The sequence below is a fragment of the Halorientalis sp. LT38 genome (assembly GCF_037031225.1).
In the GTDB taxonomy this organism is placed as follows: domain Archaea; phylum Halobacteriota; class Halobacteria; order Halobacteriales; family Haloarculaceae; genus Halorientalis; species Halorientalis halophila.
Genome location: NZ_JAYEZN010000001.1, coordinates 3,312,077 through 3,326,008, shown reverse-complemented (window position 1 = coordinate 3,326,008; position 13,932 = coordinate 3,312,077). Strand labels below are relative to the sequence as shown.

Annotated in this window: 10 protein-coding genes; 2 read left to right on the top strand and 8 right to left on the bottom strand. The window is 70.1% G+C overall.

All coding sequences use genetic code 11. The features are described 5' to 3' along the window. Nucleotides 1–75: 75 nt before the first annotated feature. From acs (U5918_RS17210) to acs (U5918_RS17200), 3 genes are all read right to left on the bottom strand, one after another. The gene (acs, locus tag U5918_RS17210; RefSeq protein WP_336003026.1) at nt 76–2,055 is read right to left on the bottom strand and encodes an acetate--CoA ligase; all 1,980 of its coding nucleotides are present in this window, start codon (nt 2,053–2,055) and stop codon (nt 76–78) included. 232 nt (nt 2,056–2,287) lie between these two features. After that, nucleotides 2,288–4,120 (bottom strand): bacterio-opsin activator domain-containing protein, encoded by a 1,833-nt coding sequence (locus U5918_RS17205; RefSeq protein WP_336003025.1) that lies wholly within the window; start codon nt 4,118–4,120, stop codon nt 2,288–2,290. A 125-nt stretch (nt 4,121–4,245) separates the two neighbouring features. Further along, complete coding sequence (gene acs, locus U5918_RS17200; RefSeq protein ID WP_336003023.1) at nt 4,246–6,207, bottom strand: acetate--CoA ligase; 1,962 nt, start codon at nt 6,205–6,207, stop codon at nt 4,246–4,248. A 122-nt stretch (nt 6,208–6,329) separates the two neighbouring features. On the opposite strand from acs (U5918_RS17200), the gene U5918_RS17195 reads away from it, so the two are divergent. After that, a complete protein-coding gene (locus tag U5918_RS17195) occupies nt 6,330–6,953 on the top strand; it encodes a uracil-DNA glycosylase family protein (protein WP_336003022.1) in 624 nt (207 codons plus the stop codon). Between the two features lie 37 nt (nt 6,954–6,990). Here the strand turns inward: U5918_RS17195 and U5918_RS17190 are convergent, their stop codons facing one another. From U5918_RS17190 to U5918_RS17180, 3 genes are all read right to left on the bottom strand, one after another. Further along, a complete protein-coding gene (locus U5918_RS17190) occupies nt 6,991–8,388 on the bottom strand; it encodes a sodium-dependent transporter (RefSeq protein ID WP_336003020.1) in 1,398 nt (465 codons plus the stop codon). A 52-nt stretch (nt 8,389–8,440) separates the two neighbouring features. Further along, nucleotides 8,441–9,790 (bottom strand): sodium-dependent transporter, encoded by a 1,350-nt coding sequence (locus U5918_RS17185; RefSeq protein WP_336003019.1) that lies wholly within the window; start codon nt 9,788–9,790, stop codon nt 8,441–8,443. A 175-nt stretch (nt 9,791–9,965) separates the two neighbouring features. Then, nucleotides 9,966–10,673 (bottom strand): SDR family oxidoreductase, encoded by a 708-nt coding sequence (locus tag U5918_RS17180; RefSeq protein WP_336003018.1) that lies wholly within the window; start codon nt 10,671–10,673, stop codon nt 9,966–9,968. Between the two features lie 75 nt (nt 10,674–10,748). Between U5918_RS17180 and U5918_RS17175 the strand changes: the two genes are divergently transcribed. Beyond that, on the top strand, nt 10,749–11,414 hold the full coding sequence (locus U5918_RS17175) for a glycerophosphodiester phosphodiesterase (RefSeq protein WP_336003017.1): 666 nt from the start codon (nt 10,749–10,751) through the stop codon (nt 11,412–11,414). Nucleotides 11,415–11,574: 160 nt separating this feature from the next. Here U5918_RS17175 and U5918_RS17170 read toward each other — a convergent pair whose 3' ends face one another. Then, nucleotides 11,575–12,327: a hypothetical protein gene (locus U5918_RS17170; protein WP_336003015.1), complete on the bottom strand. Its 753-nt coding sequence runs from the start codon at nt 12,325–12,327 to the stop codon at nt 11,575–11,577. Beyond that, nucleotides 12,324–13,901, bottom strand: coding sequence for a protein kinase domain-containing protein (locus U5918_RS17165; RefSeq protein ID WP_336003013.1), 1,578 nt, complete (start codon nt 13,899–13,901; stop codon nt 12,324–12,326). Before U5918_RS17165 ends, U5918_RS17170 begins: the two co-directional genes overlap by 4 nt. Nucleotides 13,902–13,932: the final 31 nt, after the last annotated feature.

The window sequence follows — 13,932 nt, the reverse complement described above, 5'->3', positions numbered from 1 at the left end:
CGTGTGTGGATCGGTATGTGATCGGTGTCTGTCACGGAATCGAGTGCTGGTGTGAGAGGTCGCCGCCGGCCGGGTTCAGTCGCCCCGGACCTTGTTCTCGATGTCGCGGACGACCTCGGGGTTGCGCAGCGTGCTCGTGTTGCCGAGTTCCTCGCCGTTGGCGATGTCCTCGAGCAACCGGCGCATGATCTTGCCAGACCGGGTCTTCGGGAGTTCCGGCGTGAAGATGACTTCCTCGGGGCGCGCGATTGGGCCGATGGCGTCCTCGACGCCCTCGACGATCCGGTCGCGGAGGCCCTCGTCGCCCTCGTAGCCGTCCTCGGTGATCACGTAGGCGTAGACCGCCTCGCCCTTGATGTCGTGCTTCCCGCCGACGACGGCGGCCTCGGCGACGCCCTCGACGCCGACGATGGCGCTCTCGAGTTCCATCGTTCCGAGCCGGTGGCCCGAGACGTTGAGCACGTCGTCGACGCGCCCCAGCACCGTGATGTAGCCGTCCTCGTCGATCTTCGCGCCGTCTTCGGGGAAGTAGACCCACTCGTCGGCGTCCTCGTCCGAGTACTCCGTCCAGTACTCGTCGATGAACCGCTCGTCGTTCTTGTACAGCGTCCGCAGCATGCCGGGCCACGGTCGGTCGACGGTGAGGTACCCGGCCTCGCCTGGCTGGACCTCGTCGCCGCTCATGTCGACGACGTTCGCGCTGATCCCCGGCAGGGGCGGCCCGGCCGATCCGGGCTTCATCTCGCCGACGCCCGGGAGCGTGGTGACCATCATGCCGCCCGTCTCGGTCTGCCACCAGGTGTCGATGACCGGGCACTCCTCGTCTCCGATGTGTTTGTAGTACCACTTCCAGGCGCGCGGGTTGATCGGTTCGCCGACCGTCCCCAGCAGTCGCAGGCTGGAGAGGTCGTGTTGCTCGGGGTACTGCTCGCCCCACTTCATGAACGCCCGGATGGCCGTGGGGGCGGTGTAGAGCTGGGTCACGTCGTAGTCGTCGACGATCTCCCAGAGTCGGTCCTTCTCGGGGTAGTCCGGCGTCCCCTCGTACATCACCGTCGTGGTCCCGAGCGCGAGCGGGCCGTAGACGATGTAGCTGTGGCCGGTGATCCAGCCGATGTCGGCCGAACACCAGTAGGTGTCGTCGGGCTTGACGTCCAGTACCGCCTGTGAGGTCCAGGCTACGTAGGACAGGTAGCCGCCGGTCGTGTGCTTCACGCCCTTGGGCTGGCCCGTGGTCCCCGACGTGTACATCAGGAACAGCATGTCCTCTGCGTCACGCGTGACCGGTTCGACCTCGGCCCCCGCGTTGGACGCGACGAGGTCGTCGTAGTCGTGTTCGGCGTCGCGCAGGTCGTGGTCGAGGTCCTCGCCGAGTCGGTCGACGACGACCGTCTCCACCTCGTGATCGACGCCTTCCAGGCCCTCCTCCGCTTTCTCCTTGTGGTTCAGCGGGTCGCCCCGGCGGAAGTAGCCGTCGCAGGTGACCAGGTACTCCGAATCGGCGCTGTTCATCCGCGTCGCCAGCGCGTCGGCGGAGAAGCCGGCGAACACCACCGAGTGTGGCGCGCCGATCCGGGCACACGCCAGCATCGCCACGGGTAGCTCCGGGATCATGGGCATGTACATCGTCACGACGTCGTCCTCCTCGACGCCCATGTCCCGCAGCGCGGCCGCGAATTCGTTCACTTCCCGGTACAGGCCCTCGTAGGTGTACGTCTGGGTCTCGTCGGTCGGTTCTCCGACCCACTCGATCGCGGCTTCGTCGCCGCGGCCCGCCTCGATGTGGCGGTCGAGGCAGTTGTACGACGCGTTCAGTTTCCCGTCCACGAACCACTCGTAGAACGGGGCGTCGTCGTCGTCGAGCACCTGGTCGTAGGGCTCCTCCCAGTCGATCAGGTCGGCGGCCCGCTCCCAGCAGTCCGGCCAGTTCTCCTCGAACTCCTCGTAGATGGCTTCGTCGGAGACGTTCGCCTGTTCGACGAACGACTGGGGCGGCTCGAAACTCTCTCCCTCCGGTAGTCGGGCTTCGAGTTCACCCTCGGATTCCTCGGACATGGTCCATCATCATCATTCACGACAGCCCCCTAAAGGAAGGGTTCTAATTATGCTAACCCGTGACGGACCGGCGTCGCCGACCTGTCGGGCGAGAACCAGAACCAACGGACGTCGCGTTGATCGCTCCGCGTGAATATCAACCGCGGACCACAGATCCCGGCCCGGGAGTGCGCTCCCGGTATCGGCCGAGCACTAAACAGTTAGCGACGGGGCGGCTGCCACAGTGACGTGGTCAGCCGTCGGCCCACGGCGACGCCGCGTCTTCGGACCGCTGCTCGTCGGTGAAGAAGGCCGTCAGGAGCTTCTGCTGGGCGCGCCGGAGGTGATTGTGGAGCGTCGGGGAGGTGATGCCGATGGCGTCCGCGAGTTCCTCGGCTGTGCTGCCGCGGGGCCACTCGAAGTAGCCGGCGTGGTAGGCGGCCTGGAGGACGGCCGACTGCTTGTCGGTGAGCGAGTCACGCAGCGAGGCGCGGAAGGCGGTCGGCGTCTCCGCCGGTCGGTCGCGCTCGCGCTTGGTGACCAGCTCGGTATCAGGAAAGGCGCCGGTCACGTCGCCGACGAGCCGTCGGACGTCGGTTTCGGCCGACACCTGGGCGACTACCCGCTGGGTGCCGCCCGACGCCTCCATCTCGGCGACGGTCGCGCCGCGGTCGACGAGCGTCGGCGCCAGGTCGGCCCCGTCGAGGACGAGTTCGAGCAACGCCTCGTCCCCGTAGTCGCGCACCAGCCGTGCGTCCGCGACGGCCGTCCGGTCTGTCGCCCACGAGAGGACCGCTTCGGTCCCCGCATCGGCCAGCGTCACGAAGTAGACGAGCGTCCCCGCCTCCCCGGGGACGACGCCGTCCAGCGTGACGGTGCAGTCGTGTTCGCCCGACAGCGCGACGAAGAAGGAGTCGGTGTCCGTGCTCTCGACGGTGAGTTCGACGACGGTGTCTGCCAGCAGGAGCTTTCGCTGTTCGACGACGGTGATCGCCCGCCCGACGCGGAGCCCGAGGTCCGACAGGAGCGCCCGCTCGCGCTCGCCGACGGGGGCCGCCGTGCCGACGCCGAGGACGCCGTCGGTGGTCTCGCCGTCGCCGATGGGGACGACGGCCGCCGCGCGGTACCCGGTCGCGTCGGCGTGATCGCGCCAGGCGGCGAAGGCCGGGTCCGTCTGGACGTCCTCGGTCGTCCGGACCGTCCCGGATTCGAGCGCCTCGCCGACGGCCCCCTCTGTTGTGTTCAGCCCGTCCAGTTCCACCGCGCCAGGGCCGCCCTGTGCGGCGACGGTGACCGTCTCCCCGCGCCGTTCGCCGACCCACGCCGCCTCGTAGGGCTCGCCGTCGATCAGCCGTTCGCAGAGCCGCCGTTCGACGCCGCCGCGGGTCGAGGCCGTCGACAGCGCGTCTGCAGCGTCCCGGAGTCGCTCGAAGGCGGCCTCGAACCGGCCCGCGACCACCGTCGCCGCCTCGGACGGCTCGTCCCCGCCGGCCACGAGCGACGTCCGCTCGAAGGCCCCCGCCACGTCCGTCGGATCGAGGTCGGGCAGGAACCGCTCCAGCGCCGACAGCCGCTCCCAGCCGCCGACGGTCGCGACGACGTGGGGATCGACGCCCTCCTCGGCGAGCAGGCGACGCGCGAAGAAGCGACGGAGCGTCCGCGACGAGATTGACCGGAACCGCTCGTCGCCGGTCCGGTCGGCCGCGCGCTCGCCCGTCTCCGAGACGAGCATCTGGACCCGCCGCGGCGTGACCGGGACGAGTCGGTCGCCGTCGTCGAGGTCGTTCGCGCGGGCGTACTGCCGCGCGTCGTGCTCCAGATCCGGCGAGAGGTACGCTCGCCGCGTCGGCTCGTCCGCGTCGTCCGCACCAGGGATCGCCAGGAAGTAGTGCTCCGTCCCGTCACGGTCGAAGGCCGTCACGTCGCCCGGCCGCACCCGGGCGATCTCGGCGGGCCGGAGCCCAGCCTCGGCGGCGAGGCGAACCACGAGTTCCGCCCGCAGCGTCTCCGTCGCGCGCCGGAGCCGCCGGTAGGCGGCCGGCGTCAGTTCCGCGACGGTCCCGTCGTCGGTCTCGACGACGCGCATGTTTCGCGAGTATTTGGAAAGGCGAAGCTTGAACCTTGCGTCCGTGGAGTCCAGCGTCGGCATCTCCCTCGTGGGGCCGACCCTCGTCGGGAGGTCGTTTCGGAAATCTCGATCGGAGCGAAACGTCAGTCGTCGTCGAGCGTCGATTCGAGTTCGCCGACGACCTCGGGGTTGCGCAGCGCGCTGGTGTCGCCCAGGTCCTCGCCCCGGGCGACCGACTCGAGCAGGCGGCGCATCACCTTGCCCGAGCGCGTCTTGGGGAGGTCCGGCGTGAACACGACCACGTCCGGGACGGCGATGGGGCCGATGGCCGCCTCGACGGCCTCGTCCACGAGCGTCCGGATCTCGGCCCGGTCCGCGCCGTCGGCGAGGCTGACGTAGGCGTACACCGCCTCGCCTTTCAGGTCGTGGGGGCCGGCGACGACGGCGGCCTCGGCGACGCCGTCGACGTCCGCGATGGCGCTCTCGATCTCGGTCGTCCCGAACCGGTGCCCCGAGACGTTGAGCACGTCGTCGACGCGGCCCAGGAGGGTCACGTAGCCGTCATCGTCGACGGTCGCGCCGTCCTCGGTGAAGTAGGCCCAGTCGAACCGGTCGAGCGACGGGCGGGTCGAGCCGCGGGCGGCGAACCAGTCCTCGTCCTGAACCATCGACAGCGGCATCCCCGGCCAGGGATCGGTGAGCACCAGATACCCCGACTCCCCCGGGTCGACCGGTTCGCCGTCGCCGTCGACGACTTCGGCGCCGATGCCGGGGAGCGGTCGTCCCGCCGCGCCGGGTTTCATCCGGTCGACGCCCGGGAGCGTGGTGACCATCATGCCGCCCGTCTCGGTCTGCCACCAGGTGTCGACGACCGGGCACTCGCCGTTCCCGATGTGTTCGTGGTACCACTTCCAGGCGCGTGGGTTGATCGGTTCGCCGACCGTCCCGAGCAGGCGGAGACTGGAGAGGTCGTGTCTGTCCGGGTGTTTCTCGCCCCACTTCATGAACGCACGAATCGCGGTCGGGGCGGTGTAGAACACGTCGACGGCGTTGCGCTCGATCAGTTCCCAGACGCGGTCCTTCTCGGGGTAATCCGGCGTCCCCTCGTAGAGCATCGTCGTCGTGCCGAGCGCGAGCGGGGCGTAGACGGTGTAGCTGTGCCCGGTGATCCAGCCGATGTCGGCCGAACACCAGTAGGTGTCCGCGGGCTTGACGTCGAGGACGCTCCGGGCGGTCCAGGCGACGTGGGCGAGGTAGCCCCCGGTCGTGTGGCGGACGCCGGTCGGCTCTCCCGTGGTACCCGAGGTGTAGATCAGGAACAGCTGATCGGTGGCCGCCCGGGAGACGGGCTCGACCGTCGCGCCGCGATGGGTCCCCACCAACTGGTCGTAGTCGTGTTCCCCGTCGGTCAGCGGCGTCCCGTCGCCCAGTCGGTCGACCACGACCGTCGTCACGTCGTGGTCGAGGCCGATGGCTGCGTTGTCGGCCTTGCTCTTCTGGTGGACCGGCGCGCCCCGGCGGTAGTAGCCGTCGCAGGTGACCAGGTACTCCGAATCGGCGTCGTCCATCCGCGTCGCCAGCGCGTCGGCGGAGAAGCCCGCGAACACCACCGAGTGCGGCGCGCCGATCCGCGCACAGGCCAGCATCGCGATCGGTAGCTCGGGGATCATCGGCAGGTAGAGCGTGACCACGTCGTCCTCCTCGACGCCGAGGTCGCGCAACGCGGCCGCGAACTCGTTGACCTCGCGGTAGAGTTCGAGGTAGGAGTAGGTCCGCGACTCGCCGAGGCGGCCCTCCCAGGTCAGCGCGACCTGGTTCTTCCGCCCGCTCTCGACGTGGCGGTCGAGACAGTTGTACGACGCGTTGAGTTCGCCGCCGTCGAACCAGCGGAAAGGCGGGCCCTCGCCGCCCAGCACGGCGTCGTACTCCCGGTCCCAGTCGAGCAGGTCCCCGGCGCGGGCCCAGCAGTCGGGCCAGTCGGCCGCGAACTCGTCGTAGACCGATTCGTCGGCGACGTTCGCCTGCTCGACGAAGGCGGGCGGCGGGTCGACCGTCTCGTCGACGGACGGGCTCGCCGACCGGTCCACCGGGTCGTCGGAGGGCATCTGGGTCGAATCTACGGGCTGGCGCGAATAAACGTTGGCACTTTCGCAACGCGACCGACCGCCGGCGCGTGAATCGACCGCCCGGACGGGTCGCTTTTGGTGCCCGGGTCCCACCGACCGCCGTGGAGAACGTCACGGACCGGCCGTCGAACCCCTTCGGGATGACCTACCCTTGCGAGCGGGTCGTCCCCGGCTACGGCGACGCCAACGCCCACTTCCACGTCCTCGGCGACCACCCCGGCGTCCACGGAGGACGCGAGTCCGGCGTCCCCTTCACCGACAGTGCGGCTGGGGAGGCCCTTCAGCGCGCGCTCGCGGCCGGCGGGCTGCTCGCCGCGACCGGGACGCCGCCCGAGGTGAACCGGACGTTCCTCTCCTACCTGTACCCCTGCGTGCCCGACGGTGATCCCAGCGCGGCCGACTACGCGGCGGTCGAGCCGCTCGTCGACGCCGAACTCCGGGCGATCACCGCCCACGTCCTCCTGCCGGTCGGCGAGCGAGCGATCGAACACGTCCTCGCGACCCACACGACCGAGCCGACGCCCGAGGACCCGGGCGTCCTGCACGCACGCGAACTGACCGGCAGCGGCTTCCTCGTCGTTCCCGTCGTCGACCCCGCCGACTGGACGGTGGAGGACGAAGAACGGCTGGTCGAGCGCCTGCGAGAGCTCCAGCGGACGGACTACCGCCGGGAGGTCGACCTCGGGCGCTTCCTCCCGGGCGGGGAGTCCTACTTCGTTCGGTGAGAGAGGGGGCCCGGACGGGTTCCGCGGCCCGGGGAGATCAGAACGCGGACGTCGGCCGGCGCAGCACGGCGATCGCGCCGACGACGAAGCCGACGGCGGCGACGAGGAGCCACGTCCCGGGGACCGCCACGCCGACGATTGACGACAGACTCGACAGCAGTGTGAAGGTCAGGAAGACCGGCAGGACGACGGCGATGGCGTACAGCCACGGCCGACCGAGCGCGCGGGCCGCTCGTCCGGCCCCCGAACCGTACTCCTCGAGGGCGTTCTTGCCGAGCACCCAGCCGGCGAACAGGAGGAAGCCGAGCAGGCCGGTCGTCAGCGCCACGTTCGCCACGTCGTCGGCGAGCAGCGTGAACAGGTCCGGCGACATCGCGGCGGCGCTCCCGGTGGCCAGGAACAGGACGCCGACGCCGGCGGTCGCCTGCGGCCGCGAGAACTCGCGCTCGTCCACGAGGTAGGCGACGGGCACCTCGAACAGCGAGATGGCCGAGGACAGGGCCGCCAGGGCGACGACGCCGAAGAACGTCACGCCGATCACGCGGCTGTAGGGCAGGTCCCCGAACGCGCCGGCGAGGCTGACGAACAGCGCGCCGGGGCCGCCCTGACCCGGCGGGACGCCGAGCGAGAAGAGGACGGGGAAGATGACCAGCCCCGCGAGCAGGCCGACGATGGTGTTGAGGACGGCGATGATCGTCCCGTCGGCCGCCAGCGAGCGGTCCTCCCCGAGGTAGGAGGCGTAGGTCAGCATGACGCCCGCGCCGACCGAGAGGGTGAACAGGGCCTGCCCGGCGGCGGCAGCGGCTACATCGACGAAGTTCGCCTGGAGGTAGCCCCAGTCCAGCGAGAGGTAGAACTCGTAGCCGCCGGCCACGTCCGGCAGGGTGCTGGCCCAGGCGGCCAGGCCGACCAGGAGGACGACGATGCCGGGGACCATCACCGTCGTCGCGAGTTCGATCCCGCGGTCGACGCCGGCGTAGACGACCGCCGCCGTCAACAGGAGGAAGATGACGTGGAAGGCGACGGCGCCGAGGCCGTAGTCGATGGCGGCGAAGAAGGCCTGGGGCGCGTCGAAGTACGCGCCGGTCGCGCTGCCCAGCAGGTAGCGCAGGATCCAGCCGCCGACCACGGAGTAAAAGGAGAGGACGACGACGGAAGCCAGCAGCGCGATGCCGCCCATCGGCCGCCAGTTCCGGCCGCCGAGTTTCGCGAACGCGCCGACGGGGTCGCTGTCACCGCGACGACCGATCACGAACTCGCCGAGCAGGCCGGGGACGCCGACCAGGAGGACGAAGAGGAGATAGAGGAGCAGGAAGGCGGCCCCGCCGTTCTCGGCGGTGAGCCAGGGGAACCGCCAGACGTTGCCGATTCCGACGGCGCTGCCGACGGCCGCGAGGATGAAGCCGATCCGGGTGCGCCAGGACGCTCTTGTCATCGTCAGGGGTTGCGAGGGCGAGCGAAAAAACGTGTCGAGACGGCCGGGACGTTCAGGAGCCGCTGAACGGGGCGAAAAAGGTCGGTTCGGGCGCCAGGAACAGTTCGTACACGCCCAGTCCCAGGGTCACCAGCACGAGCAGCGGGACGACGAGGCGCAGCCCCCACAGCCAGATCGGGCCGAACGTCTCGACGCCGTCTGTGCCCTCCCGGAGTTCCGCGACCGCGTCGCCCGCCAGGACCCAGCCGACGAACAGGACCATGAGGAGGACCGACAGGGGCAACAACAGGCTGTAGGCGATGTTGTCGAACCAGGTGAGATACGACACGTTCCACGCCGAGGGCAGGCCGAGGACGAAGAGAGCGACGCCGATGCCGACCGCCAGCACCGGTCGCGACACGTCGTAGTTGTCGTTGGCCCAGGCGACGGTGACCTCCATCAGGCTGATCGCCGAGGACAGCGCCGCCAGGGCGACGACGCCGAAGAAGATCACGCCGATGACCTCACCGAGTGGGAGGCCGCCGAACCCGGAGGCGACGGCGACGAACAGCGCGGACGCGCCGCCCTCCAGCGCGGGATCGATGCCGTTCGCGAAGAGGATGGGGAAGACGACGAGGCCGGCCAGGATGCCGATGAGCGTGTTGACGACGACGATGACCCCGCCGTCGACCAGCAGGTTGTCGTCCTCGCCGATGTACGAGGAGTAGGTGATCATGATCGCCATCCCCAAAGAGAGAGTGAAGAAGGCCTGTCCGACCGCGAAGGGGATGGCCGTGCCGGCGTTCGCCACCATCGCGTCGAGGCTCGGCGTCAGGAAGTAGGCGTACCCCTCGCCGGACCCCGCCAGCGTCACCGCCCAGACCGCCAGCGCGCCCATCAGGAGCACGATGCTCGGGACCATCACCTTCGTCGCCTTCTCGATGCCGTCCTCGATGCCGAGCGCGACGATGCCGACGACGATGCCGAGGAAGACCAGTTGCGCGAGGATGGCCTCCGGCCCGGCGGAGACGGCGCCGAAGTACTCGGCCGGCGCGTCGAAGTAGGCCCCCTGGGCGCTGCCGACGATGTACCGCAGCACCCAGCCGCCGACCACGTTGTAGTACGAGAGGATCCAGAAGCCGGTCACGACCGCGAACGCGCCGAGGACGCGCCACTGGCGGTGGCCCAGTTCGGTGAACGCGTCGACGGCGTTGCGATGGGTGCGCCGCCCCAGCACGAACTCCGCGAGCATCGCCGGGAACCCGATCAGCAGGACGGCGATCAGGTAGAAGGCGACGAACGCCGCGCCGCCGTTGCCCGCCGTCTTGAACGGGAACTGCCAGAGGTTGCCCAGTCCGACTGCGCTCCCGATCGCCGCGACCAGGAATCCGACCCGCGTCGCCCAGGTTTCTCGTTTCGCCATTGTTACTCTCCTGGTACCTATTCGCTCGGCTATGAAATGTTTACTGTCGAACCGCGGGGCGTTTGCAGCGATGCGCAGGGTGGCGACGGAGGTTCGATCTGTCTGAGCGGAGTCATCTCTGGACAGGACACTTCGAAACCGTCGCTGGTATCAGCGACCCCGGCGACCGTCGGCGCTACGCCTCGCCGTACACCGGTACCGCAGCGCCGCTGGTGACGCTCGTCGCGTCCGAGCAGAGCGCGAGAACTGTTTGCGCGATGTCGGCGGGGTCGACCCACGCGTCGTGGTCGGCGTCGGGCATCATCTCCCGGTTCGTCGGTGTGTCGATGACGCTGGGCATGATCGCGTTGGCGCGGACGGTCCCCCGGTTCTCCGCGGCGACGCTCTCGGTCAGCAGGCGCACGCCGGCCTTGCTGGCCCGGTAGAGGCCGTCGCCCTCGCCGCCCTCCAGCGAGGACCGCGAGGCGACGGAGACGACCGCCCCCTCGCTGTCCTGGAGGTGCGGGAGGGCGTGTTTCGACGCCAGGAACGCGGTCTTCAGGTTCACGTCGAACAGGAGGTCGAAGTCGTCGACGCTGGTCTCCTCGATTGGGTCCCCGCCGCGCCAGGTGCCCGCGACGTTACAGAGGTAGTCCAGGCCGTCGTTCTCGTCGACGACGGTCTCGACGGTGTCGGCGACGGCGGCCTCGTCGGTGAAGTCGGCCTGGTGGTGACAGACCGGGTCGGGGTCCGCGAGGAAGTCCTCGCTGTCGGGGCCGACGACGTCCGCCCCGCAGACGTCCGCGCCGGCCTCGTGGAAGGCCTCGATCACCGCGCTCCCCAGTGCACCCCCGGCACCCGTCACCAGGGCGGTCTCCCCGTCGAAATCGAACTCGACTGGCATGCCGTGGAGTACCGTTCGGAGCGGCAAAAAACTACGAGGGAAAACCCTTTCTCGGTGCCGGTCCCACCCCGGGCCGTGCGCTGTATCGCCCACAGGGGATTCGCCGAGACCTACGCGGAGAACACGGCCGCCGCGGTCCGGTCGGCGGCCGACCACACCGACGCCGTCGAGGTCGACGTGCGCCAGTGTGGCTCCGGCGAGCCGGTGGTGATCCACGACGAGACCGTCGACCGGGTCACGGACGAGACGGGCCGGGTCGACGAGTTCACCGCCGCCGAACTGGCCGCTCTCGACGTCCTCGGCTCCGGCGAGGGCGTCCCGACGCTCTCGACCGTCCTCGACGCGGTCCCCGACGGCGTGGAACTCGTCCTCGATTGCAAGGAGTCCGGCGTGGCGGCTGCGGCGGTCGACGCCGCGACAGACGCCGGGGTCCCGGTGGTAGTCTCCTCGTTCTCGGTCGAGATCCTCCGCGAGGCCAGCGAGGCCGGCGCCGAGCGGCTCGCGTACCTCTCGGTGGAGAACGGCGAGAAGGGCCCGATCAACGTCGCGCGCGACCTCGACTGCGTCGCGATCCACCCCCACTGGCAGCTCTGCGTCGACGAGTTCGTCGAACGCGCCCACGACGCCGGCCTCACGGTCAACGCCTGGACGGTCCCCTCGAAACACGACGCCGAGGCGCTCGACCACGTCGGCGTCGACGGCGTCATCGTGGACCGGCCGGCGGTCTGCCCGAGCGAGTGAGGCCGGCCGGCCGCCGCGTTCGGGCCGCCGTCGACAGCGGGCGCTCCCGAATCGAAAACGCGGGAAGGTGGGGAGTTGGTGGGGGTGGCACAGCGCTCTGTGCCAGTAAATTTCGCTCGGGACGCGACGGTCATAAATCCACCGGCCGTTTCCGTCGCGCCTACAGGCCGGCGACGTTCTGCCGGAGTTTGATGGTCGCGGTCATGAGCGTCGTCGCGGTCATGATGACGAACACGACCTGCACGTGCCTGACGACCGCGACCGGGAGGCCGAGCAGGAGGGTGAGGTCGACGATCGACACCAGCAGCGCGAAGGCGACGACGGGGAGGAGGTGGCGCAACAGCGAGTCGAGCAGCGTACCCCGGACCGCCGAGCGGGCGAGGTGGCGACGGCCGTAGACGAGGCCGTAGCTCGCGACGGCCAGCGCGGTGGCGCCCTCGAGCGCGGTCAGCGCGTCGGGGCTTCCGACGGCCAGCGAGCCGACGAGCGAGACCGCGATCAGGAGGGCGAAGGCGGCCTCCACCGCCCGGCGACCGCCAGAATCGGTGGCCGCTCGCCCGGCGTTCGCGAGCGCGTCGTTGGTGTCGATCTCGCGCATCGTCAGCGCGAGCGTCAGGAGGAAGGCGAGCAGGACGCCGTCCCGGTAGGGCGTCGGGACGACCGTGGTTCCCGGAGTGACGGCCGTCGCGGCTTCGACCACGCCCAGCGCGCCGTAGACGGCGGCCGTCAGCCCCACCCACTGCAGGTATCGCCAGAGGGGCGCCTGCGCCTCGATCTCAGTCCGGCTACCGTTCAGGTAGGCGTAGAGACCGAACCGGACGCCCAGGACGGCCATCAGGGAGAAGGCGATGAAGAAGACGAAGGCGAGGCCGGCGTCGCGGGTGAACACCGACGTCTGGAGCGCGAGGCTCACGCCCCGCCACCCCGTTCGAGTTCGCGAGCCACCAGGGTCGCCGTCTCGTAGCGCGTGAGCTTCTGTTTGGCCATGGCCGTCCGGACGACCTCGTCGATCCACGTCGGGATCTCGGGGTTGATCGATGAGGGCGGGGGCGGCGTCGACTCCAGCACCGCCGTCCGGACCTCGGCGTAGGTCCCCTGAAACGGCGGCCGTCCGGTCACCAGGTAGTAGACGACGGCGCCAAGCTGATAGACGTCGGTCGCGTGGCCGACGTCGCCAAAGCCGCGGTCGTAGTACTCGGGCGCGGCGAAGCGGGGATCCAGCAGCGACGCGGGATCGACGTACGAGCGCATCGCCGACAGCAGGCCGACGTTGGTCACGAGCGGTCGGTCGCGGTCGGCCACGGTGGAGCCGCTGTAGACGACGCTGTAGGGGTCGAGCCCGGCGTGGACCACGCCGCGCTGGTGGATCGCGGCCACCGCCTCGGCCACGCGAACGCCGTTCCAGATCCCCTCGTCGATGGAGAGGTCGATCCGGTCGTACAGGGAGTCGGCGGTGAAGGCCGTCAACATCCACAGCGACGGCTCGGTCCCCCAGTCGTACAGGGTGACCACGCCCTCGTGATCGCTCACCGACGCCCAGTCGCGGAGGCTCGCGGTCACGTCTGCCTCGAACCCGTCGGAATCGTCGGGCGCCTCGAAGAGCCGGAGCGCCACGCCGTCTTCGGACCCGTCGAGTGTCGCGCGCGTCCGGTAGACGGTGGTGAACCGGCCCTGGACGCCCGTCGAGACGACCTGTAAGTCGTCGAATCGGCTGGCTGCGGCGATCGCGTCGAGGTCGACCGCCGCCGCGACCGATGCCAGTTCGGCCTCCTGTCTGCGTCGCTGCGCGGCCGGCGACGCCGGTTCCTCGTCGGCGTTCGATCCCGCGGACGCCTCGCCAGCGGCTTCGGCGGTTCCGTCCTCGTTCCCGTCGACGGTCCCGTCACCGGATTCGTCCGTCGTCTCGTCGTCGCCATCGGCAGCGTCCTCGTCGCCCGCTCCGTCCAGTCGGTCGCGGGCGTCGTCGCCGCGCGTCTCCTCCGGGGGCCCGTCGATCGGGTCGCCGGATTCGGCGTAGACGTTCCGGGGGTCCCCGCTGCCGGCGCTGCCGGGCGTCTTCGTGCGACCCACGTCGCGGTTGCGATCCGAGCCGGTCACGTAGTCGCTACGCGCGAAGCCGTGCGAGAGGTTCAGATAGCGGCGACGCCGGGCGCGTTCGTCGGCCTCCGCCGCCTGCTCGGCCAGGACGGCGTCGACGCGGTCCGGGTAGCGCTCGCGGAGGTACTCGATCGCGTGTCTGGTCTCGGGCCGGTCGGCGTCGACGACCAGCCGATCCGCGAGCCGCCGCGAGATGGCCTCGACCGTGTCCGGATCGGCCGTCGCCACGAGCGTCAGCGCCCAGGCCGCCGAGAGCCGCGTCTCCCGGTCCTCGGCGTCGAGCGCGCCGAGCAAGGACGGAACGTGGGACCGGCCGTCCGCCGGGTCCGAGAGCACCGCTCTGAAGACGGCCTGGCCCGCCGACGCCCCGTCCTCGTCCGGCGATGACATGGAACCCTCTCGACCTGTCGTAACTTTGGTA